Source organism: Citrobacter sp. Cb041, assembly GCF_030336655.1.
In the GTDB taxonomy this organism is placed as follows: domain Bacteria; phylum Pseudomonadota; class Gammaproteobacteria; order Enterobacterales; family Enterobacteriaceae; genus Citrobacter; species Citrobacter braakii.
In genome coordinates, this window is the sequence record NZ_JAOWDD010000028.1 from 146,168 (window position 1) to 168,102 (window position 21,935).

The 21,935-nt window shown below is 53.6% G+C and carries 20 protein-coding genes; 15 read left to right on the forward strand and 5 right to left on the reverse strand.

Annotated elements, in window-relative coordinates; genetic code table 11:
• Positions 1-253 precede the first annotated feature (253 nt).
• The 5 genes from OGV52_RS03235 to adrA all read left to right on the forward strand — a co-directional run bounded on the left by OGV52_RS03235 (position 254) and on the right by adrA (position 5,087).
• Entirely contained in the window at positions 254-1,450 is a 1,197-nt protein-coding gene (locus OGV52_RS03235; RefSeq protein ID WP_046275379.1) for a multidrug efflux MFS transporter, read from the forward strand.
• A gap of 249 nt (positions 1,451-1,699) precedes the next feature.
• Positions 1,700-1,942 carry a sigma-S stabilization anti-adapter protein IraP gene (locus tag OGV52_RS03240; protein WP_016152002.1) on the forward strand — a complete coding sequence of 81 codons (243 nt, stop codon included), beginning with the start codon at positions 1,700-1,702 and terminating at the stop codon, positions 1,940-1,942.
• 104 nt (positions 1,943-2,046) lie between these two features.
• On the forward strand, positions 2,047-3,462 hold the full coding sequence (gene phoA / locus OGV52_RS03245; protein WP_019076143.1) for an alkaline phosphatase: 1,416 nt from the start codon (positions 2,047-2,049) through the stop codon (positions 3,460-3,462).
• 97 nt (positions 3,463-3,559) lie between these two features.
• A complete protein-coding gene (psiF, locus tag OGV52_RS03250) occupies positions 3,560-3,880 on the forward strand; it encodes a phosphate starvation-inducible protein PsiF (RefSeq protein ID WP_003830956.1) in 321 nt (106 codons plus the stop codon).
• Positions 3,881-3,971: 91 nt separating this feature from the next.
• Positions 3,972-5,087 carry a diguanylate cyclase AdrA gene (gene adrA / locus OGV52_RS03255; protein WP_088583121.1) on the forward strand — a complete coding sequence of 372 codons (1,116 nt, stop codon included), beginning with the start codon at positions 3,972-3,974 and terminating at the stop codon, positions 5,085-5,087.
• A 17-nt stretch (positions 5,088-5,104) separates the two neighbouring features.
• On the opposite strand, the gene proC is transcribed toward adrA, so the two are convergent.
• Entirely contained in the window at positions 5,105-5,914 is an 810-nt protein-coding gene (gene proC / locus OGV52_RS03260) for a pyrroline-5-carboxylate reductase (RefSeq protein ID WP_016152005.1), read from the reverse strand.
• A gap of 148 nt (positions 5,915-6,062) precedes the next feature.
• Here proC and OGV52_RS03265 point away from each other — a divergent pair, with 148 nt between their 5' ends.
• From OGV52_RS03265 to ppnP, 5 genes are all read left to right on the forward strand, one after another.
• On the forward strand, positions 6,063-6,518 hold the full coding sequence (locus OGV52_RS03265) for a YaiI/YqxD family protein (protein WP_016155837.1): 456 nt from the start codon (positions 6,063-6,065) through the stop codon (positions 6,516-6,518).
• Between the two features lie 185 nt (positions 6,519-6,703).
• The gene (aroL, locus tag OGV52_RS03270) at positions 6,704-7,249 is read left to right on the forward strand and encodes a shikimate kinase AroL (RefSeq protein ID WP_016155838.1); all 546 of its coding nucleotides are present in this window, start codon (positions 6,704-6,706) and stop codon (positions 7,247-7,249) included.
• A 26-nt stretch (positions 7,250-7,275) separates the two neighbouring features.
• Complete coding sequence (gene yaiA / locus OGV52_RS03275) at positions 7,276-7,467, forward strand: protein YaiA (protein ID WP_016155839.1); 192 nt, start codon at positions 7,276-7,278, stop codon at positions 7,465-7,467.
• A 247-nt stretch (positions 7,468-7,714) separates the two neighbouring features.
• On the forward strand, positions 7,715-8,392 hold the full coding sequence (locus OGV52_RS03280; protein WP_016155840.1) for an AroM family protein: 678 nt from the start codon (positions 7,715-7,717) through the stop codon (positions 8,390-8,392).
• 71 nt (positions 8,393-8,463) lie between these two features.
• Complete coding sequence (gene ppnP, locus OGV52_RS03285; protein WP_047501953.1) at positions 8,464-8,748, forward strand: pyrimidine/purine nucleoside phosphorylase; 285 nt, start codon at positions 8,464-8,466, stop codon at positions 8,746-8,748.
• A gap of 50 nt (positions 8,749-8,798) precedes the next feature.
• On the opposite strand, the gene rdgC is transcribed toward ppnP, so the two are convergent.
• Positions 8,799-9,710 (reverse strand): recombination-associated protein RdgC, encoded by a 912-nt coding sequence (gene rdgC / locus OGV52_RS03290; protein WP_003021479.1) that lies wholly within the window; start codon positions 9,708-9,710, stop codon positions 8,799-8,801.
• Between the two features lie 91 nt (positions 9,711-9,801).
• Here rdgC and mak point away from each other — a divergent pair, with 91 nt between their 5' ends.
• Positions 9,802-10,710, forward strand: a complete 909-nt coding sequence (gene mak / locus OGV52_RS03295; RefSeq protein ID WP_200046341.1) for a fructokinase — start codon at positions 9,802-9,804, stop codon at positions 10,708-10,710.
• 27 nt (positions 10,711-10,737) lie between these two features.
• Here mak and araJ read toward each other — a convergent pair whose 3' ends face one another.
• The 3 genes from araJ to sbcD form a co-directional block, all read right to left on the reverse strand.
• A complete protein-coding gene (gene araJ / locus OGV52_RS03300; protein ID WP_200079697.1) occupies positions 10,738-11,910 on the reverse strand; it encodes an MFS transporter AraJ in 1,173 nt (390 codons plus the stop codon).
• Between the two features lie 187 nt (positions 11,911-12,097).
• Positions 12,098-15,244, reverse strand: a complete 3,147-nt coding sequence (sbcC, locus tag OGV52_RS03305) for an exonuclease subunit SbcC (RefSeq protein ID WP_287108081.1) — start codon at positions 15,242-15,244, stop codon at positions 12,098-12,100.
• Positions 15,241-16,443: an exonuclease subunit SbcD gene (sbcD, locus tag OGV52_RS03310; RefSeq protein WP_047357681.1), complete on the reverse strand. Its 1,203-nt coding sequence runs from the start codon at positions 16,441-16,443 to the stop codon at positions 15,241-15,243. Before sbcD ends, sbcC begins: the two co-directional genes overlap by 4 nt.
• Before the next feature lie 190 nt (positions 16,444-16,633).
• On the opposite strand from sbcD, the gene phoB reads away from it, so the two are divergent.
• The 4 genes from phoB to proY all read left to right on the forward strand — a co-directional run bounded on the left by phoB (position 16,634) and on the right by proY (position 21,848).
• The gene (phoB, locus tag OGV52_RS03315) at positions 16,634-17,323 is read left to right on the forward strand and encodes a phosphate response regulator transcription factor PhoB (protein ID WP_003021496.1); all 690 of its coding nucleotides are present in this window, start codon (positions 16,634-16,636) and stop codon (positions 17,321-17,323) included.
• Between the two features lie 50 nt (positions 17,324-17,373).
• Positions 17,374-18,669, forward strand: coding sequence for a phosphate regulon sensor histidine kinase PhoR (gene phoR / locus OGV52_RS03320; protein WP_047357682.1), 1,296 nt, complete (start codon positions 17,374-17,376; stop codon positions 18,667-18,669).
• Between the two features lie 405 nt (positions 18,670-19,074).
• Complete coding sequence (gene brnQ, locus OGV52_RS03325) at positions 19,075-20,394, forward strand: branched-chain amino acid transporter carrier protein BrnQ (RefSeq protein WP_016152017.1); 1,320 nt, start codon at positions 19,075-19,077, stop codon at positions 20,392-20,394.
• Between the two features lie 80 nt (positions 20,395-20,474).
• Positions 20,475-21,848 (forward strand): proline-specific permease ProY, encoded by a 1,374-nt coding sequence (gene proY, locus OGV52_RS03330; protein ID WP_016152018.1) that lies wholly within the window; start codon positions 20,475-20,477, stop codon positions 21,846-21,848.
• The last annotated feature ends 87 nt before the right edge of the window (positions 21,849-21,935 follow it).

A 21,935-nucleotide genomic window follows, 5' to 3' on the forward strand; every position in this document is an offset into this window, starting at 1 on the left:
AACGCAGGTTTCCTCGGCTTCTGGCAGATTGTTTTGGTGGGCAACAGATGAACAGATAAGCGCAAACGCGCAGAACGGACGCGGAGCATAAACCCCTGCTGATATTGTGGGGTTGATGTGAGGTATATCACAAATATGATGAGCGGGAAGATAAAATCCTAAACTGTGATATATCGCACCTGTGGACCCTTATTTGGCTAAGTAATTTGTTAAGCTACTCACAGTTTTCAGCTACTTATCGTTATGAGTCCCTATGGAATCCTGGAGAGTCAACCTCATTTCCGTATGGTTCGGTTGCTTTTTCACCGGCCTGGCAATCAGCCAAATCCTGCCTTTTTTACCGCTCTATATCTCCCAACTGGGGGTAAGCTCCCATGAAGCACTCTCAATGTGGTCCGGCTTAACGTTTAGCGTCACCTTCCTGATTTCAGCCATCGTCTCTCCGATGTGGGGGAGTTTAGCCGACCGTAAAGGACGCAAGCTAATGCTGCTGCGGGCCTCTTTGGGTATGGCGATTGCGATTTTACTGCAGGCCTTTGCCACTAACGTCTGGCAGCTTTTTCTGCTGCGTGGGGTCATGGGGTTAACGTCTGGCTATATTCCCAATGCGATGGCGCTGGTAGCCTCACAGGTTCCGCGCGAACGCAGCGGGTGGGCGCTGAGTACGCTCTCGACGGCGCAAATTAGCGGCGTTATTGGCGGACCACTGATGGGGGGCTTTATTGCCGACCACGTTGGCTTACGGGCGGTATTCTGTATTACCGCGGCTTTGCTGGTAGTGAGTTTTTTGGTCACGCTGTTCTTAATCAAAGAAGGTGTGCGCCCGACAATCAAAAAAAGCGAACGCCTGAGCGGGAAGGCCGTCTTTGCCTCGCTGCCTTATCCGGCGCTGGTGATCAGCCTGTTTTTTACTACGATGGTGATCCAGTTATGCAACGGCTCAATTGGGCCGATTCTGGCGCTGTTTATTAAATCAATGGTCCCAGACAGTTCTAATATTGCCTTTCTCAGCGGGCTGATTGCTTCGGTTCCGGGCATCTCGGCGCTGATTTCTGCGCCCCGGCTAGGTAAATTAGGCGATCGTATTGGGACCGAGCGGATTTTAATGGCAACGTTAATCTTCGCCGTCGTGTTGTTTTTCGCCATGTCATGGGTCACTACGCCGTTGCAGTTGGGGATCTTACGTTTTCTGCTCGGCTTTGCCGACGGCGCGATGTTGCCCGCGGTGCAGACGCTGCTGGTGAAATACTCCAGCGACCAGATAACCGGGCGCATTTTTGGTTATAACCAGTCATTTATGTACCTCGGCAACGTAGCCGGGCCATTAATGGGGGCAACGGTTTCGGCAATGGCGGGCTTTCGCTGGGTGTTTATTGCCACGGCGTGCATTGTGCTTATCAACATCTGGCAACTGGCTATCGCGTTGCGACGTCGGCGCTGCGCACGCTGAGTACCTGATTAACAACGCTGCCCGCAAGCGTTGTTAATCCATCATTATGCATTTATATATCCAGGTGATTATTAATCCCTTTATCCTTTTATATGGAGAAATTCTGCGCTAAGACTCCTTCTCCCTTATTTTGTGTTGTGATTGTTTTCGCAAAACGTTTTATTTCTTATGAAAATACAACTTTCATCCTCTAGGCAGTTGTGAGTCTTAATGATAACGTGGCCTATATTTGGTTAAGGGAATACGTAAATGAAAAATCTCGTTACTGAGTTGTTACTTAAGCTCGCCCAAAAAGAAGAAGAGTCGCAAGAACTGACGGCGCAGGTTGAAACGCTGGAGCAGGTAATCATCGAAATGCTGCGCAATATGACGTGTAACGATCGGCAAATATTTATTCGCCAAATTGAAGGGGCTTTGGCTGGAGAAGGCCGTATGCCTGCGTTTCTGACCAACGTTCATAACGCTGGCGAGAGTGTGCCAAAAGCGTTTTGAGTAATCCGTGGTGCGTCATCCACAAATTATCATAAAAGTGTCACATCAAATACTTATAGTCGCTTTGTTTTAATTTTACCGTATTTATACATGGAGAAAATAAAGTGAAACAAAGCGCACTCGCTATTGCCCTGTTACCTTTGCTGTTTACCCCGGTTATTAATGCAGAAACCTCTGCCATAGCGGTTATGGATAATCGTGCCGCTCAGGGTGATATCACCACGCCGGGCGGCGCCCGCCGATTGTCTGCCGATCAAACGGCGGCTCTGCGCGAATCTCTGAGCGATAAACCGGCCAAAAATATTATTTTATTGATTGGCGATGGGATGGGGGACTCAGAAATAACGGCCGCGCGAAATTATGCCGAAGGCGCAGGCGGCTTTTTTAAAGGAATTGATGCTTTACCGTTGACCGGACAATACACGCACTATGCGTTGGATAAGAAAACGGGTAAACCCGATTATGTGACGGATTCTGCGGCATCCGCGACGGCGTGGACCACCGGTGTGAAAACATATAATGGTGCGCTGGGCGTTGATATTCATGAAAAAGATCACGCTACAATTCTTGAAATGGCAAAAGCGGCGGGGCTGGCAACGGGCAACGTTTCTACCGCTGAATTGCAGGATGCTACCCCGGCGGCGCTGGTTGCCCATGTGACTTCGCGTAAGTGCTATGGCCCAGGCGTGACACGTGAAAAATGCCCAACCAATGCGCTGGAAAAAGGCGGTAAAGGGTCCATCACCGAACAATTACTGAATGCCCGGGCTGACGTTACGCTGGGCGGCGGGGCCAAAACGTTTGCGGAAACCGCTGCGGCAGGCGAGTGGCAGGGTAAAACGTTGCGTGAACAAGCCCTGGCCCGCGGTTATCAGATGGTGAGTGATACCGCGACGCTGGCGGCGATTACCGAAGCTAATCAGGATAAACCGCTGCTGGGCCTGTTCTCTGACGGCAATATGCCCGTGCGCTGGGAAGGTCCGAAAGCGTCTTATCATGGCAATCTGGATAAGCCGGTTGTGACCTGTACGCCAAATCCAAAGCGTGACGACAGCGTGCCAACGCTGGCGCAGATGACGGATAAAGCGATTGAGTTGTTAAGCAAAAATGAGAAAGGTTTCTTCCTGCAAGTGGAAGGGGCGTCAATCGATAAACAGGACCACGCCGCCAACCCGTGCGGACAGATTGGCGAAACGGTCGATCTGGACGAAGCGGTACAGCGCGCGCTTGCCTTTGCGAAGAAAGATGGCAACACCCTGGTGGTGGTAACCGCTGACCACGCACATGCCAGCCAGATTGTCGCGCCGGATACCAAAGCACCAGGCCTGACCCAGGCGCTGAACACCAAAGATGGCGCGGTCATGGTCATCAGCTACGGCAATTCTGAAGAGGAATCTCAGGAGCACACCGGCAGCCAGCTGCGAATTGCAGCCTATGGCCCGCACGCGGCGAATGTGGTCGGTCTGACCGATCAAACCGACCTGTTTTACACCATGAAAGCGGCGTTAGGACTGAAATAACCCGACGCCCGGCGGCAATACTTTTGCCGCCGGGTGGTATTTTTATCGTTAGCAGCCAAACTTACCTGTGTGTTGTCGTTCAGAAAAGAAGGATGCTATGAAAATTACATTATTAATGACGCTGCTTTTTGGTCTGATTTTTTTAACTACCGTCGGTGCTGCCGAGAAGACTTTAACCCCGCAACAACAGCGTATGACCACCTGCAATCAGCAGGCAACGGCGCAGACCTTAAAAGGGGATGCGCGTAAGACATATATGAGTGATTGCCTGAAAAACAGTAAATCTGCGCCGGAGGAAAAGAGCCTGACGCCGCAGCAGCAAAAAATGCGTGAATGTAACGTTAAGGCGACGGAGCAGTCTCTGAAAGGTGATGATCGTAATAAATTTATGAGCGCTTGCCTGAAGAAATCTGCGTAGCACTTACGGGTGAGCAGGTAAAATCGCTCACCCGAAATATCATACTTCCGCCACCAGACCCCTTCCTATAATTTGGGAAATTTGTTTCAGAATATTCCCAAATACAATGAATGATGAAAACTTTTATCAAAAGAAGGTCGTCCCGAATGAAGCATTTTTATCGCTTCATCAAAATGACCACCAACGTTCCGGTCTGCGATTCGCCCGACGAATCAGGCTGCCGCGAGCGGTGGGATTGGGGGGAATGTTTTTCCCTATCGCGTCGGTATTAGTTGCTCAGCCCATTACCGGTGGCTGGTGGCTATTACTGGTGGGATGGGCGTTTGTCTGGCCGCATTTGGCCTGGCAGTTGGCCAGCAAAGCCGACGATCCTCTGCATAGCGAATTTACCAACTTAAAAGCCGATGCCATTCTTGCCGGTATGTGGATAGGGATTATGGGCGTAAACCTGTTGCCATCCACGGCGCTGCTGATGATTATCTGCATCAACCTGATGGGCGCAGGCGGGATGCGAATATTCATCGCAGGCGCCGTTTTGATGATGGTTTCATGCCTGGTGACGTTACAGTTAACCGATATCTCCGTCGCTTTTAGCAGTACTCAACTTAGCGTGCTATTGACGCTGCCGGTACTGGTGATTTATCCGCTGCTGTTTGCCTGGGTCAGTTACCAGACGGTCATCAAGCTGGCGGAACATAAACGCCGTTTACAGGTGATGAGTACGCGAGATGGCATGACTGGGGTGTATAACCGCCGCCATTGGGAACTGTTACTGCGTAATGAATTTGATAATTGCCGCCGCTACCAGCGTGACGCCACGTTACTGATTATCGATATCGACCATTTTAAGAGCATCAATGATACCTGGGGTCACGACGTTGGGGACCAGGCGATTGTCGCGTTGACCCGCCAGTTGCAGATGACCTTACGCGGTAGCGACGTGATCGGGCGCTTTGGCGGTGATGAGTTTGCGGTGATTATGTGCGGCACGCCAGCAACCAGCGCGATTGCGGCGATGTCTCGTGTTCACGAACGACTTGGTCAACTGCGTTTATCCTGCGCGCCGCAGGTTGCTCTGCGGATCAGCGTGGGCGTTGCGCCGCTGACCGCAGAAACCGAGCATTATCGAGAATGGTTAAAGTCGGCGGATATGGCGCTCTACAAAGCAAAGAATTCCGGACGTAACCGCACTGAGGCGGCGGCCTGACGTCCGGCGGTGTTAACTCAGGAGCGGCTGAGTTTTTCCGACTGCTCCATGCACTTAATCATCGCTTCAATCACTGATGAACGAAAACCTCGTTCTTCCAGGACGCGTACCGCTTCAATGGTGGTTCCGCCAGGCGAGCACACCATATCCTTCAGTTCTCCGGGATGTTTACCCGTATCCAGCACCATCTTTGCCGACCCCATTACTGCCTGCGCCGCGAATTTATAAGCTTGCGCGCGAGGCATGCCACCCTGCACGGCGGCGTCCGCCATCGCTTCAATAAACATAAACACATAGGCCGGGGCTGAACCGCTAACGCCAACGACCGGATGAATCATTGCCTCCGCAATGACTTCCGCTTCGCCAAAGCAGCGGAAGATATTCAGCACGTCAGCGGTGTCTTCTGGCGTGACTAAGGCGTTCGGCGTGACGGAAGTCATTCCGGCATTCACCAGTGACGGCGTATTTGGCATCGCGCGAATGATTTTACGGTCATGGCCCAGCGCGCGGGCGAGCTGATCGAGGGTGACGCCAGCGGCAATCGAGACGACCAGGGAGTCTTTGTTCAGGCTGGAGGTAATTTCGCTCAGCACTTTAATCATGATGCCTGGTTTTACGGCCCCAAAAACGATGTCAGCGATTTGCGCGACCTCTTGCGCAGACTGCGCCGCATTAATACCGTACTGGTCGTGCAATGCAGCGACTTTATCGGGGGAAGGGGTGTAAACCCAGATTTGTCCGGGGAGAACCTGGCCGCTGGCGATCATGCCGCCAAGTATCGCTTTGCCCATATTACCGCAGCCGATAAAACCGATTTTCTTGTCCATTTTGTCACTCCCTATGCGTGATATTCATTGTTTTACCTGGGAAAGCTAAGCTTAGCGCGGATTGAATATGTGCAGAAGGATAAACAGCACTTTGCCTGCAAGTAAAAGCACGCGACAATGTGCAACTGCACATCAGTGGGGAGAAATTATGACAATATGGGTGGATGCCGATGCGTGTCCGAATGTGATTAAAGATATTTTGTACCGCGCTTCTGAGCGCATGCAGATGCCGCTTATTTTGGTAGCAAACCAAAGTTTGCGCGTCCCGTCTTCGCGGTTTATCCGCACATTACGTGTTCCCGCCGGGTTTGACGTGGCGGATAACGAGATTGTGCGCCAGTGTAGTGCCGGTGATTTAGTGATAACAGCGGATATCCCGCTGGCGGCAGAAGTCATTGAAAAAGGTGCGGCGGCGCTGAATCCGCGCGGTGAACGTTATACCGAAGCCACGATCCGTGAGCGTCTGATGATGCGTGATTTTATGGATACGCTACGCGCCAGCGGTATTCAGACCGGCGGGCCGGACAGCCTTTCACCACGAGACAGGCAGCATTTTGCTGCTGAGCTTGATAAGTGGTGGCTGGAAGTACAGCGCAGAAAATAAAGCGTGTAATTTATTATTTACACTTTATTCATGGTGAATTCTTGTTATAGTAGGGGTTAATAGGTACAGCTACCCTATATGTAATTTTTTCTTTACGTTTTGGCGATGTACTAGTTTGGTGATATGATTATATCTTTAACCGCATCAGATCCCGCTCGCTCGCGGCTCCCTGGGGAATTTCTGTAATGACGCAACCTCTTTATCTTGTCGGCCCCCGGGGGTGTGGTAAGACAACTACCGGTATGGCGCTGGCGAAGGCTATCGATTTCCAGTTTGTCGATACCGATCGCTGGTTGCAATCGCACGTGCAGATGACCGTGGCGGAGATCGTCGAAAGGGAAGGATGGGAAGGGTTTCGTGCCCAGGAGACGAGCGCTCTGCAGGCCGTCACAGCCCCAGCAACGGTTGTTGCGACCGGCGGCGGCATCATTCTTACCGAATTTAATCGTCATTACATGCGCAGCCACGGCGTGGTTATCTATTTAAGCGCACCGGTATCAGTACTGGTTGATCGTCTGGAGGCCACGCCTGAAGAGGGATTGCGCCCAACCTTAACCGGTAAGCCGTTGACTGAAGAGGTGCAGGAAGTGCTCGCCCAGCGCGATGTTCTGTACCGTGAAGCTGCGCACTACATCGTTGATGCCACCCATAAACCTGCGCAGGTGGTGGAAGACATTCTTGAGATACTGGCGCAGGCAGCGCCACGGTTACAGGGCGGTGTCTATACTTAATGTTCATCCAGTGAAAAGGAAGAACTATGCCGACAAAACCACCTTACCCACGTCAAGCGAACATTGTTACGGTTGAAAAGGGGACGCCAGGCCAGACGGTAACCTGGTATCAACTTCGAGCCGATCACCCTAAACCGAATACGTTGATCAGTGAGCATCCTTCTGCGCAGGAAGCCATGGATGCCAAAAAACGCTACGAAGACCCCGATAAAACCTGATATTAAGCACCGTCCTGGCACGAGTCTGAAAAGTGCCAGGACGTGCGTTCATCACATTTTCTTAAATTTCGCCGTATACCGTTAAAATTGAAAATTAAGCAATAACAATCCAGTACCGGAATGATTTGGAATCTTTACACAATACACCGCCGATCAGCTGCTACGCTTTTGAGCATTTGTAGCGCAGGTCAGCGCCCGGCACTTGCCCGGGATTTCACAGCAAAGTAAGAAGATGGTGGAGCAACAAATGAGTGCGTCGTTGGCTATCCTCACGATTGGCGTGGTGCCGATGTGTGAGGTGTTACCGCTCCTGACGGAATATATCGATGAACAGCACATTACTCACCACAGTCTGCTTGGACAGATGCGGCGAGAAGATGTGATGGCTGAGTACGGCGTTTCGCCCGGTGACGAGCCTTTATTAACGCTGCTCAGCGACCACCAACTTGCCCATGTCTCACGCCAGAAGGTAGAGCGCTCGCTGCAAAGTATCGTGGAGGTGCTGGATAACCAGGGCTTTGACGTGATCCTGCTGATGAGTACCGCCTCAATCGCTCGCCTGACCGCCCGCAATAGTATTCTGCTGGAGCCGTTACGTATTATCCCCCCGCTGGTGGCCTCGATTGTCGATGGGCATCAGGTCGGGGTTATTGTCCCCGTCACCGAATTGCTCAAAGCCCAGACGCAAAAATGGCAGGTGTTACAAACTCCACCAGTGTATGCCGTGGCGAATCCGATCGAAGGTACCGAACAACAATTGATTGATGCCGGGAAAGAACTGCTGGAGCAAGGCGCGGATGTGATCATGCTGGATTGTCTGGGGTTCAATCAACGCCATCGCGATTTACTGCAAAAATCGCTGGATGTCCCGGTTCTTCTGTCTAATGTGTTGATTGCCCGACTGGCTTCGGAGCTGTTGGCGTAATTTTGCGTGACAGGTGGAACGTCAGCCCCCTATATTGGTTCTCAACTTAATCACGAGATAGGGCCAGTTGTATGCTTCAAAGTAATGAATACTTTTCCGGCAAAGTAAAATCGATCGGTTTTACCAGCAGCAGTACTGGCCGCGCCAGTGTTGGCGTGATGGCTGAAGGCGAATATACCTTTAGTACTGCGGCGCCTGAAGAGATGACTGTCGTTAGCGGCGCACTGAACGTACTGCTGCCGGGGGAAACCGAGTGGAAGGTGTATGCCGCAGGGGGCGTGTTCAACGTACCGGGCAACAGCGAGTTTCATCTGCAGGTGGCAGAGCCAACATCCTATCTTTGCCGCTATCTGTAAGCATAGAAATGACGAATGGCGACATTGTGCCGCCATTCGGTAAGTACGGCTTAACGTTGAGCTTCGCCGCCTAATCCTTCCACCAGACTTTTAATCAGCGCCGCCAGTTCACCCGTCATCAGGATGAAATCGGCATCAAAACGCTGAGCATAATCTTCGCGGTCAATATCTTCGTTCTGATCGCGCAGCTCGTCGCTAAACTTCAAACGCTTAATAGAGCCGTCGTCACACATCACGAACTGAATGCGCTGCTGCCAGTCGAGGGCCAGCTTGGTGACCAGTTTGCCCGCTTCGATATGCACGGCGATTTCGTCGCAGACCAGATCCTGCTTTTTCGCGCGGATCACGCCGCCGTCTTCAAGGATCGCTTTTAGTTCGGCTTCATCCAGTAACTGGAATCCCTGTGCCGTTGTGCCGGAGCGAACCCATTCGGTCAGCGTCAGCTCAATGGGGTTTTCCATCGTCAGCGGAACGACCGGCAGCGAACCGAGACTCTTACGCAGCAGCGCCAGCGTATCTTCGGCTTTCTTCGCACTCGCGCAATCAACCATGATCAGATCGTTGACGGTATCGATCCACATCATCGTCTGGCTGAAACGGCTAAAGGCGCGCGGCAGCAATGAGTGCAGAACTTCATCTTTCAGCGAGTCTTTTTCGGTCTTCTTGAGTTTGCGACCTTGCTCAGCTTCCAGTTTGAAAATTTTGGCTTCCAGCGCCTGTTTGATAACCGGCGACGGCAGAATTTTTTCTTCTTTGCGGGCGCAGATAATAATTTGGCCATTGGCGGTATGCGTTAATGCATCGCTGTGCGATCCCATCGGCGGAACCCAGCCCATTTTTGCCATATCCTGGCTACCGCAAGGGGTGAACGTCATTGATGCCAGCTGTTTTTCCATCTCTTCGGCACGCAAAGAAACATCGCGGCTAAGACGGTAAACCATTAAATTTTTGAACCACAGCATGATAATTTCCACGGCCTTGTCGTTAAATCCAGCGGGCATGATAGCGAATTGTCGCTATGCTTGCATTGTTAATCGGGAAGAGGAGCAAACAGTGCGTATAGGTATCGATTTAGGCGGTACGAAAACGGAAGTTATCGCGCTTGGCGATGCAGGCGAACAGCTTTTTCGCCATCGCCTGCCCACACCGCGTGATGATTATCGGCAAACGATAGAAACCATCGCCGCGCTGGTGGAGATGGCGGAAAAGGCCACCGGGCAGTCGGGAACCGTGGGGATGGGCATTCCCGGTTCAATTTCGCCTTACACCGGAGTGGTGAAGAATGCCAACTCGACCTGGCTTAACGGGCAACCTTTTGACAAAGACCTGAGTACGCGTCTGAATCGCGAAGTGCGGCTGGCAAATGATGCCAACTGCCTGGCGGTTTCTGAAGCCGTTGATGGTGCAGCGGCGGGGGCGCAAACCGTGTTTGCGGTGATTATCGGTACAGGATGTGGCGCTGGAGTGGCGCTGAACGGCCGGGCGCACACGGGCGGCAACGGTACTGCGGGCGAGTGGGGGCATAATCCGCTGCCGTGGATGGATGAAGACGAACTGCGTTATCGGCAGGAAGTGCCCTGCTATTGCGGCAAGCAAGGCTGTATTGAAACCTTCATTTCCGGAACCGGTTTTGCCACCGACTACCAGCGTCTGAGCGGTAAGTCGCTCAAGGGCAGTGAAATTATCAGTCTTGTTAATGCCTGGGATGCCCAGGCGGAACAGGCGTTGAGTCGGTACGAGCTGCGTCTGGCGAAATCACTGGCACATGTGGTGAATATTCTCGATCCGGACGTAATCGTGCTGGGCGGTGGAATGAGCAATGTCGACCGACTGTATCAAAACGTGCCAACGTTGATTAAACAGTTTGTCTTTGGCGGCGAGTGCGAAACGCCTCTACGCAAGGCGCTGCACGGTGACTCCAGCGGCGTGCGCGGTGCGGCCTGGTTGTGGCCGCAGGAGTAATGTTCGCGTTGCCGGGTAGCGCAGAGGCTATCCGGCAGCGGGAGTCATCCGGGATACGCTGCGCTTCAGGCGACCATAGAGCAGCAGCGACGACATCGCAGAAAACGACAGCAGCGCCGCCGGCAACGTCACGTAGTTGTAGGCAAAGCCCAGCGTCAGCATCATACCACCGCACCAGGCGCCAATCGCGCTGCCGAGATTAAAGGCAATTTGCCCTCCTGCCGCACCCAGCAGCTCACCCCCTTTAGCATTTTGCAGCAGCAAAATTTGCAGCGGCGCCGACAGGGCAAACAGGCCCGCGCAGCAAATAAAGGCGAAGATCAGCGACGCGGCTTTGATCCCGCCAAAGGCAAAGAGCAGCAGCAGAGCCAGCACAATTACAAAGTCGGTTATTACCGCAATACGCAGCGGCGTATAGCGGCCAGAAAGGCGACCGCTCAGCAGATTTCCCAACACCATTCCCAATCCCACCAGCATCATGATGAAGGTCATCAGCGCTTCGGAAAAGCCGGAGATGAACATCATGTACGGTTTGACGTAGCTGAACCAGGCGAAAACCCCGGCGTTACCAAACATGGTGGCGGAAAAGATGAGCCACGGGGCGGGGGTTTTCAAAAAGTGAAATTGTTCGCGCAGTTTCCCTTTGGCTTCATCGCTGATGTTGGGTATCCAAAAAGTTATCGAGACCATCACGGCGATATTAAAGACGGCTATCAGCAGAAACGTGTAGCGCCAGCTAAATTCCTGACTCAGCCAGGTGCCGATGGGAATACCAATCAGATTAGCAACGGTCATACCCGAAACCATGCCCGCGACGGCGGCGGTGACTTTTCCCGGACGGGCCAGCTTCGACAGGATAATCGCGCCAACGCCAAAAAACGCGCCGTGTGGAAAGCCGGAAACCAGCCTGCCCACCGCCAGCATTAAATATGAGGAGGAGAGGGTGAAGATGGCGTTGCCGATCACGCACAGCGTGACCAGAAACAGCAGAATATGCTTGAGAGAAAAGCGGTTGGAAAAGAGCGCAATAATAGGCGCGCCCAGCACCACGCCAAAGGCGTAAAACGAAATCATATGGCCAGCGGCAGGGATGGAAATTCCCACGTCCCGCGCCAGCTCGGTGAGTACACCCATGATGCCAAACTCGGCCATGCCCAGCCCAAATGTCCCCAGAGCTAAAGAGAAAATGACTTTTTTCATACCACCTGCCAACAAGAAAGACGCACGATGTGCGCCATAGCGGCGAACGTTCGCCGCCAATAGAGATAGCTTGCGGATAAGCGAAGTGGAATGCCATTTCATATCCGTCTTTGTGTATTCACGATCGTGCTATGTGCTGTGCCGGATGGCGCTGGCGCATATCCGGCCTTCTGGAGCTGAGATGCTATCAGGCATCAACTGCAAACATTTTATCGAGTTTGCTGTAGCCCAGTCCGTTGATTTTTTTGACCTTGATCTGCACCGGAATGCGTTCTTTCATCGCTTCAACGTGGCTGATGACACCAATGGTTTTGCCAGTGGCGTTGAGCGCATCGAGCGCATCTAGGGCGGTATCCAGCGTTTCGCTGTCCAACGTGCCGAAACCTTCGTCGAGGAACAGGGAGTCAATTCGCGTTTTGTGGCTGACCAGATCGGACAACGCCAGCGCCAGCGCCAGACTCACGAGGAAGCTCTCGCCGCCGGAAAGCGTACGCGTGTCACGCACGGCATCGGCCTGCCAGGTATCAACCACTTCCAACTCCAGCGCTTCGCTGGCCTTGCGCTGCAACAGATAGCGACCGTGCAGACGGGTCAACTGGTTGTTGGCAAGCCAGACCAGATTATCCAGCGTCAGCCCCTGGGCAAACTTGCGGAATTTATCTCCCTCTTTCGAGCCGATCAGCGCGTTCAGATAGCCCCAGTCTTCGACCTGCTGTGCGACTTTCGTAATCTCGAGCATCAGCGCCTGCTGCTGCTGGCGGTTTTCACCATCCTGCTTGAGCTGCTGGCGAATTTCGCCCTGACGAGTGGTGTTCTCCCGTAGCTGCTGGGTGAGTTGCGCCAGCGCGTCGTGAAGATGTTGCACGGTGAGCGTGAGATCCACCCCGGTTGGTCGCTGTTGTTGATGAGTCGCCAGCGCCTGCTGCGTCTGATTAAGCAGCGTTTGCGCCTGCTGTCGCTGGCCTTCCAGTGATTGCTTCAATTGTTCAAGGCGGTTAAAGGTCTCTTCATCCAGCAGGGCGGCAACAAAGGCGTCGCGGTCGGCAAAGATGCTGGCCTGCAATGCGGTATCAAACTGCGCCTGAATTTCTGCAGCGCGCTGAACGTCCTGCGCCTCCTGCTGCTGTAAGGTTTGCCACTGCCCCTGTAAAGAGAGGCAATCGTCGTGCACCTGCCGCCAGTTTTCCAGCGACAGATTCTCAATGTTTTCACCAAGCGCATCGGTTTCAGGCAGCGTTTCCAGCACCGGCGCAAGCTGGGCGATTCGAGCCTGTAATTCAGTCAGTTCGTTCTGGCGCAGCTGCCACATTTGCGCTTCGTTCGCCCGCTCGCTCAGCCATGAGGCGACTTCACCCTCGGCCGGAAGGGACAGACCATGACGGGCCAGCTCGGCGGTTAACGTTGCCTGACGCTGGTCAATATGCTGCTGGAGCTGAGTAATCTGCTCTGTGTGTGCGGTGATTTGCGCCTGCAGGGTATGACGCAGACTCAGTTGGTGAAGCTGCTGCTCGTGCTCTTCCTGGGCGACAAGCCACGGGGCGATGTCATCCTGCGGTTGCAGCGTCACGTTGAGGCTGGCGGTGACGGTCTGCCACTCTTGAGTAAGTGCTTGCTCTTCCTGAGAAAGCGTTTGTACTTCGCGTTCATCGCGCTGAAGTTGCTGGGTTATCGCCTCAAGTTGACCGCGTAGCGTTGAACCCTCATCGGCCAGCGTTTTGACCTCTTTTTCCAGCGCTTCACGCCGTGTCTGATTCACACTCAGTTCGAGCGTTTGATAGCGCTCAATCGCCGGGTGCGTGGTGGAGCCGCAAAGTGGGCAAGGCATGCCGGATTGCAATAGTGCCCGCTGGCTTTCCAGATCTTTGATCCGGGCTTCCTGCTCGCAAATGATTCTCACATCGGCAAGCTGCTGATTTTTATCTTTATAGCGCTGACGCTTTTCTGTAAGCACCGCATTGCGCTGGGCCAGCTCCTGCTGACGCTGCACAAGCGTGGCGCGTAGCTGCGCAAGTTGCTTTTGCTTCGGGGCGATTTGCCCGTGCAGATTACTCAGCCGCTGGCGTAACGGACGAAGCTGCACATGTTGCGCCAGCGCTTCCGTTACCTGTTGTGCCGAAAGGGTCAGCGTGGGAAGCGCCAGCGCATCGAGCTTGCGCGTGTCGTTCTCCCGCAACTGCTGCCACTGGCGCAGTTGGGCGCTGGCGTCGGACTGTTGGGCCAGCAGCGCTTTCCATCCTGCCAATTCGCTACTCCACAAGCGGAAGCGGTCCTGTTCCTTCAGCCAGTCGGTTAACGTTTGCTGTCCGGCGAGCATAGCGGCTGACTGCGTTTGTGCCTGCTGACGAATACGTCCGCGCAGCGCTAAGCTGCTTTGTAAGCGAGCATTCACTTCCTGAATCTTCTGTCGCGTACGGTCTATCGTAGCCGTTTGTTCCTGGATTCGCTCCCAGTGTGGGCGTAACGCTCTGGCCGGGAGTGCCAGACTCAGCGCCGCGAGTTGCGGCTGCGCGTCTTCCTGCGCCTGAAGTGCAGCCTGTAATGCCTGCTGGTGGCGGTTTATCTCCGCCTGTAGCTCATTTTGCCGCATGAGCCAGTTGAGGTGCTGCTGCTGGGCTTGTTGGCAGGTAAGATATTGTTTTTCTTCGTCAGTAAGTACCTGCAAACTTTCTGTCAGGGATTGCAATTGCTCTGGCGCTAACAGCGCAACACCGCTGGCCTGGGCCTGCAGTTTTTCCAGTTCCGTACGCGCTGATTTGTGCTTTTCAAATACCATGGCGGAGATTTGGCCGTAGATCTCAGTGCCGGTCAGCTCTTCCAGCAGCTCGGCGCGTTCTTTCGGTTTGGCATTGAGAAATGCGGCAAACTGCCCCTGAGACAGCAGCATCGAACGGGTAAAACGTCCGTAATCCAGCCCGGTAAGCTCGGCGGTCATCTCCAGCTTATCTTTGACCTTATCGGCGAGGATTTTACCGTCGGAGCAGCGGGCCAGCTCTACGCGAGGGACCTGCAGATTGCCCTCCGGCTGATTGCGTGCCCGGTTCTGGCTCCAGAATGCGCGGTAGGCTTCGCCCCGCACCTCAAACTCGACCTCGGCCAGACACTCCGCGGTGTCGCGGGTCATCAGGTCGTTTTGCGACTGTGACACGGTATTCAGGCGTGGCGTTTCGTGGTACAGCGCAAGGCAAATTGCGTCCAGCAGGGTCGTTTTCCCCGCGCCCGTTGGCCCGGTGATAGCGAACAACCCGTTGCTGGCAAACGGTTCTGCCGTAAAATCGACTTTCCATTCTCCCTTCAGGGAGTTGAGGTTTTTCAGGCGCAGGCTGAGAATTTTCATGCTTCAGCCTCCCCGGCGAGCGTTTGTAAGGTTGCGCTAAACAGCTGGTTAAGCCGCTCACGCTGCGGTTCTTCGAGTTCTTCCAGCGCCAGGCGGCGGTCAAAAACCTCTGCCACGCTCAGCTCGCTTAACGTTTCACGTCGTTCATTGGCCATAATGCGTTCGCGCTGTTCACGACTGCGGCGCACCAGTAGCACCTCTACCGGTAAATCTTCGGTTAAGGCCTGGATCTTACGTTGCATATCATGCAGGTAGTCGTCGGTGGTGATTTCAATATCCAGCCACACCGGTGGCTCTTGCTGCACGCCGCGCCACTGCTCAAGCTGGGTAGTAATGGCGGCTAAATCGCCTTTCAGTACCGCAAGCTGCTGCGTAACCGGCACGGTGAGATTTTCAACGGCGCTGAGTTTCCCCGCGTCAAAGCTCACCAGATGTACACATTTGCTTTTGCCGCACTCGTCAAAACTGAGGGCAATCGGCGAGCCGCAGTAGCGAATATGTTCCGTGCCGCCGATAACCTGCGCCCGGTGAATATGTCCCAGCGCGATGTAGTCTGCCGGTGGGAAGTTTTGCGCCGGGAAGGCGTCCAGCGTACCGATATAAATGTCACGTACGGCGTCGCTTTTACTGGCTCCGACGGTGGTCAAATGCCCGGTCGCAATGATGGGAAGATTGTGGTCGCCGCGCAGCGTGCAGGCATCCTGATACTGCTGCTGATAATAGTCGGTGATTGCGCCCAGTAAATGCTGCTGTTTTTCTTGTCCTGTCAGCCCGGCCTGGCTGGTGATGATGTCGCGCGGACGTAAAAAAGGCACCGGACACAGGATCGCCCCCGGCGTACCGTCGCGTAGCGGCAGTATCTGCGGCCCATGGCCAGCGCTGGCAACCACCGTGGTGTTGAGAAACGCCAGAATATCGCGGGATTCATTGAGCGTGGCGACAGAGTCATGGTTGCCTGCCAGCACCACCAGATGACAGCCGGTTTGCTGCAGTTTGACGACAAAACGGTTATACAGCTCACGGGCATAGCTAGGCGGTGAGCCGGTATCGAAAATGTCGCCTGCCACAATAATGGCATCCACCTGCTGGGATTGTGCCGTTTCCAGCAGCCAGTCGAGAAAGGCCTGATGCTCGGCGGCGCGGCTCTTGCTGTAGAAATTTTGGCCCAGATGCCAGTCAGACGTGTGAAGGATGCGCATAAGAGTTCCATGACGGTAAAACAATGGCGGGGATTATAACCCTTCACGAGTGGGAATATCTTGTCTCCGGGCTGTCATAATTCGCCGGGCTGCGTTAAACCTGGACTATCTTTTCATAAATCTGTCATAAAACTGACGCATAATGGCACTGTATTGATGGCAAACGATTTAATTACAAACAGGGCAAATCATGGCGAGACGTATTCTGGTCGTAGAAGATGAAGCTCCAATTCGTGAAATGGTCTGCTTCGTGCTCGAGCAAAACGGATTTCAACCCGTTGAAGCCGAAGACTATGACAGTGCTGTGAACCAACTCAATGAACCCTGGCCGGATCTCGTCCTGCTTGACTGGATGCTTCCAGGCGGCTCGGGTCTACAGTTTATTAAACATCTCAAGCGCGAAGCGATGACGCGGGATATCCCGGTGATGATGCTGACGGCGAGGGGGGAAGAGGAAGATCGCGTCCGGGGGCTGGAAACCGGCGCGGATGACTATATTACCAAGCCCTTTTCTCCCAAGGAGCTGGTGGCGCGTATTAAAGCAGTTCTGCGTCGTATTTCACCGATGGCGGTGGAAGAGGTTATAGAGATGCAGGGGCTAAGCCTTGATCCCACCTCGCATCGCGTGATGACCGGCGAGGATCCGCTGGATATGGGGCCGACCGAATTCAAACTGTTGCACTTCTTTATGACTCATCCCGAGCGTGTCTACAGCCGCGAGCAACTCCTCAATCATGTCTGGGGAACCAATGTGTACGTGGAAGACCGGACAGTGGATGTGCACATCCGCCGCTTGCGTAAGGCGCTGGAGCACAGCGGACACGATCGTATGGTGCAGACGGTTCGCGGGACGGGATATCGTTTTTCAACCCGCTTCTGACTGACAAGAATCAGGGCCTGAAGGATTAGGCCGTATAGGGAGTAAGACGTTTGCTAGAACGATTGTCATGGAAAAGGTTGGTACTGGAGCTGATCCTGTGCTGCATACCGGCATTTATCCTTAGCGCTTTTTTCGGTTACCTGCCCTGGTTTTTACTGGCGTCGGTAACGGGCCTGCTTATCTGGCATTTCTGGAATTTATTACGTTTGTCCTGGTGGCTATGGGTCGACAGAAGCATGACGCCGCCGCCGGGGCGAGGCAGTTGGGAGCCGTTGCTGTACGGGCTGCATCAAATGCAACTGCGCAACAAAAAGCGCCGTCGTGAACTGGGTAATCTGATTAAACGTTTTCGTAGCGGGGCGGAATCGCTACCCGACGCGGTGGTGCTGACCACTGAAGAAGGCGGTATCTTCTGGTGTAACGGACTGGCCCAGCAGGTTCTGGGACTGCGCTGGCCGGACGATAGCGGGCAAAATATTCTTAACCTGTTGCGCTACCCGGAATTTACACAATATCTGAAAACGCGCGATTTTAGCCGACCGATCAATCTGGTACTCAATACCGGACGGCATCTGGAAATTCGCGTGATGCCCTATACCGATAAGCAATTGCTGATGGTGGCGCGCGACGTTACCCAGATGCATCAATTGGAAGGTTCACGACGTAACTTTTTCGCCAACGCCAGCCATGAACTGCGTACGCCGCTGACGGTGTTACAGGGGTACCTGGAAATGATGCAGGAGCATCCGCTGGAAGGGACGACGCGTGAAAAAGCGCTGCATACCATGCGCGAACAAACGTATCGTATGGAAGGGCTGGTGAAACAGCTGCTGACGCTGTCAAAAATTGAGGCTGCGCCGACGCTACTGCTGAATGAGAAAGTCGATGTGCCCATGATGCTGCGCGTGCTCGAACACGAAGCGCAAACGCTGAGCCAGCAAAAACATACGTTTACCTTTGATGTTGATAACAGCCTGAACGTGCGGGGTAACGAGGAGCAGTTGCGTAGCGCTATCTCGAATCTCGTCTACAACGCGGTGAACCATACGCCAGCGGGAACGCACATTACCGTACGCTGGCAGCATGTGGCGTCGGGAGCGGAGTTTTGCGTGGAAGACAACGGTCCAGGCATTGCCGCCGAGCATATTCCACGCTTAACCGAACGTTTTTATCGTGTGGATAAGGCGCGATCGCGGCAAACGGGCGGCAGCGGACTTGGTCTGGCCATCGTTAAGCATGCGCTGCATCATCACGACAGTCGCTTGAATATCGAAAGCGAACCAGGCGTTGGGACGCGATTTAGTTTCGTGATCCCGGAACGTTTAATTGCCAAAATTAACGGTTAAGGCGCATTCGTAAGATAATCTTTCCAAAAGCCAGCGCAAGCTGGCTTTTTCTATGCGGTCAATATAAGCATCCTGAATTTTACGACGTTTGGTTGTTTTTTGTTCGAACTATTACCCATACCTTTTTCCATGAAATGGTGTTTTGTGCTAACCCCATTTTTCATATCGCTATATTGTTCTGGTTTTGGGATCCCACCTTGCTTTAAAACGTTATAAGCGTTTAAATTGCGCTCCAGGTGCTGTCATACCGACTGCATTTACGCGGTAAATCGAAAAACTATTCTTCGCCGCGCCAGTCTGGGAGTGTTTCCCGCTGGAATTGAGCAAAAATGCCGCTGTATTGTCCCCCAGGGAAAGGCAAAAATTTATTATTTTCAACACCACATCCACAGGCAGTAAGACTTTATGACCCATCAGTTAAAATCGCGCGATATTATCGCTTTGGGATTTATGACATTTGCACTGTTCGTTGGTGCAGGTAACATCATCTTCCCCCCAATGGTTGGTTTGCAGGCAGGTGAACACGTCTGGACTGCGGCTTTTGGCTTTTTGATTACCGCCGTTGGCCTGCCGGTACTTACCGTTGTCGCGCTGGCGAAAGTCGGTGGTGGTGTGGACCGACTGAGCACGCCTATCGGTAAAGTCGCTGGTTTGCTGCTGGCGACCGTGTGCTATCTGGCTGTTGGACCGTTATTTGCTACGCCGCGTACCGCGACGGTCTCTTTCGAAGTCGGGATTGCACCGCTGACCGGCGACTCCGCTCTGCCGCTGCTTATCTACAGCGTGGTCTATTTCGCGATTGTGATTCTGGTTTCGCTGTATCCGGGCAAACTGCTGGATACAGTTGGTAATTTCCTGGCTCCGCTGAAAATCCTGGCGCTGGTGGTCCTGTCTGTCGCCGCAATCGTCTGGCCAGCAGGCCCGATCAGCAATGCGATGGAAGCCTATCAAACTGCGGCGTTTTCTAATGGCTTCGTGAACGGGTATCTGACCATGGATACGCTGGGCGCGATGGTATTTGGTATTGTTATCGTCAACGCCGCTCGCTCGCGTGGCGTTACTGAAGCGCGTCTGCTGACCCGTTATACCGTTTGGGCGGGTTTGATGGCGGGTGTGGGCTTAACGCTGCTGTATCTCGCGCTGTTCCGTCTGGGTTCAGATAGCGCAATTCTGGTCGATCAGTCTGCTAACGGCGCGGCAATTCTGCATGCGTATGTTCAGCACACCTTTGGTGGCGCAGGGAGCTTCCTGCTGGCGGCGTTGATTTTCATCGCCTGTCTGGTCACCGCTGTTGGCCTGACCTGCGCGTGCGCAGAGTTCTTTGCCCAGTACGTTCCACTGTCTTATCGTACGCTGGTATTTATCCTCGGCGGCTTCTCGATGGTGGTCTCTAACCTGGGTCTGAGCCATCTGATTCAGATCTCTATTCCGGTGCTGACGGCTATCTATCCGCCATGTATCGCACTGGTTGTATTAAGTTTTACCCGCTCATGGTGGCATAATTCTTCCCGCGTCATTGCACCTGCGATGTTTATCAGCCTGATTTTTGGTATCCTTGATGGCATTAAAGCTTCTGCAATTGGCGACGTGTTACCGGCCTGGACCCAGCGTTTACCGCTGGCGGAGCAGGGGCTGGCGTGGTTGATGCCAACAGTCGTGATGGTGGTCCTGGCAGTTATCTGGGATCGTGCAGCGGGTCGACAAGTGACCTCCAGCGCACACTAATATCACTGACAATAAGTTTTAACCACGGGGCTATTAACATGGCCCCGTGGTTTTTTATTGTGTTAACAGGTTAGGAATCGATGGAAAGTAATAACAAGCTAAAGCGTGGGCTGAGCACCCGGCACATTCGCTTTATGGCATTAGGTTCAGCAATTGGTACTGGGCTGTTCTACGGCTCGGCCGATGCCATCAAAATGGCGGGGCCAAGCGTGTTGCTGGCCTATATTATCGGCGGCGTAGCGGCGTATATCATTATGCGCGCGCTGGGCGAAATGTCCGTTCATAACCCTGCAGCCAGCTCCTTCTCGCGCTATGCGCAGGAAAACCTCGGACCGCTGGCAGGCTACATAACCGGCTGGACCTACTGTTTTGAAATCCTGATTGTCGCCATTGCCGATGTGACTGCCTTTGGTATTTACATGGGCGTCTGGTTCCCGGCCGTACCGCACTGGATTTGGGTACTCAGCGTGGTATTGATTATCTGCGCCATCAACCTGATGAGCGTGAAGGTGTTTGGCGAGCTGGAATTTTGGTTCTCGTTCTTTAAAGTCGCCACCATTATCATCATGATTGTCGCCGGTTTTGGCATCATCATTTGGGGGATTGGTAACGGCGGACAGCCTACCGGTATCCATAATCTGTGGAGCAACGGCGGTTTCTTCAGCAATGGCTGGCTCGGCATGGTGATGTCGCTACAAATGGTGATGTTCGCCTACGGCGGGATTGAGATTATCGGGATTACCGCTGGCGAAGCCAAAGACCCGGAAAAATCTATTCCGCGCGCCATCAATTCCGTACCGATGCGTATCCTCGTGTTTTACGTGGGGACGCTGTTCGTCATCATGTCTATTTACCCGTGGAACCAGGTCGGCACTGACGGTAGCCCGTTCGTTCTGACGTTCCAGCATATGGGGATTACCTTTGCCGCCGGGATCCTCAACTTCGTAGTCCTGACCGCGTCGCTGTCGGCCATCAACTCTGACGTCTTTGGCGTGGGGCGTATGCTGCATGGTATGGCGGAGCAGGGCAGCGCGCCGAAAATGTTCGCCAAGACGTCGCGTCGTGGCGTGCCATGGGTGACGGTGATGGTGATGACTATCGCGCTGCTGTTTGCGGTGTATCTTAACTACATCATGCCGGAAAACGTCTTCCTGGTGATCGCCTCTCTGGCGACCTTCGCAACGGTTTGGGTGTGGATTATGATCCTGCTGTCACAAATTGCCTTCCGTCGTCGTCTGCCGCCGGAAGAGGTTAAGGCGCTGAAATTTAAAGTGCCGGGTGGGGTTGTGACGACCGTCATTGGCCTGATTTTCCTGGTCTTTATCATCGCGCTTATCGGCTATCATCCGGATACCCGCATTTCGCTATACGTCGGCTTTGCGTGGATTATCCTGCTGCTTGCCGGCTGGGTTTTCAAGCGCCGTCGCGAGCGCCAACTGGCTGAAGCGCAGTAATATTTTTGCCGGGTAGCTTAATGTTACCCGGCAATTTTCTCCTCCCCCACACTCCTCCCCCAATAAACGTTAAGATGATGAGTGATC

What these genes read in the sequence shown, in the direction of transcription:
- OGV52_RS03235 (WP_046275379.1), top strand. Translation starts at nt 254, where the DNA reads ATGGAATCCTGGAGAGTCAACCTCATTTCCGTATGGTTCGGTTGCTTT.
- OGV52_RS03240 (WP_016152002.1), top strand. Translation starts at nt 1,700, where the DNA reads ATGAAAAATCTCGTTACTGAGTTGTTACTTAAGCTCGCCCAAAAAGAA.
- psiF (WP_003830956.1), top strand. Translation starts at nt 3,560, where the DNA reads ATGAAAATTACATTATTAATGACGCTGCTTTTTGGTCTGATTTTTTTA.
- proC (WP_016152005.1), bottom strand. Translation starts at nt 5,914, where the DNA reads ATGGACAAGAAAATCGGTTTTATCGGCTGCGGTAATATGGGCAAAGCG.
- OGV52_RS03265 (WP_016155837.1), top strand. Translation starts at nt 6,063, where the DNA reads ATGACAATATGGGTGGATGCCGATGCGTGTCCGAATGTGATTAAAGAT.
- aroL (WP_016155838.1), top strand. Translation starts at nt 6,704, where the DNA reads ATGACGCAACCTCTTTATCTTGTCGGCCCCCGGGGGTGTGGTAAGACA.
- yaiA (WP_016155839.1), top strand. Translation starts at nt 7,276, where the DNA reads ATGCCGACAAAACCACCTTACCCACGTCAAGCGAACATTGTTACGGTT.
- OGV52_RS03280 (WP_016155840.1), top strand. Translation starts at nt 7,715, where the DNA reads ATGAGTGCGTCGTTGGCTATCCTCACGATTGGCGTGGTGCCGATGTGT.
- ppnP (WP_047501953.1), top strand. Translation starts at nt 8,464, where the DNA reads ATGCTTCAAAGTAATGAATACTTTTCCGGCAAAGTAAAATCGATCGGT.
- rdgC (WP_003021479.1), bottom strand. Translation starts at nt 9,710, where the DNA reads ATGCTGTGGTTCAAAAATTTAATGGTTTACCGTCTTAGCCGCGATGTT.
- araJ (WP_200079697.1), bottom strand. Translation starts at nt 11,910, where the DNA reads ATGAAAAAAGTCATTTTCTCTTTAGCTCTGGGGACATTTGGGCTGGGC.
- sbcC (WP_287108081.1), bottom strand. Translation starts at nt 15,244, where the DNA reads ATGAAAATTCTCAGCCTGCGCCTGAAAAACCTCAACTCCCTGAAGGGA.
- sbcD (WP_047357681.1), bottom strand. Translation starts at nt 16,443, where the DNA reads ATGCGCATCCTTCACACGTCTGACTGGCATCTGGGCCAAAATTTCTAC.
- phoB (WP_003021496.1), top strand. Translation starts at nt 16,634, where the DNA reads ATGGCGAGACGTATTCTGGTCGTAGAAGATGAAGCTCCAATTCGTGAA.
- brnQ (WP_016152017.1), top strand. Translation starts at nt 19,075, where the DNA reads ATGACCCATCAGTTAAAATCGCGCGATATTATCGCTTTGGGATTTATG.
- proY (WP_016152018.1), top strand. Translation starts at nt 20,475, where the DNA reads ATGGAAAGTAATAACAAGCTAAAGCGTGGGCTGAGCACCCGGCACATT.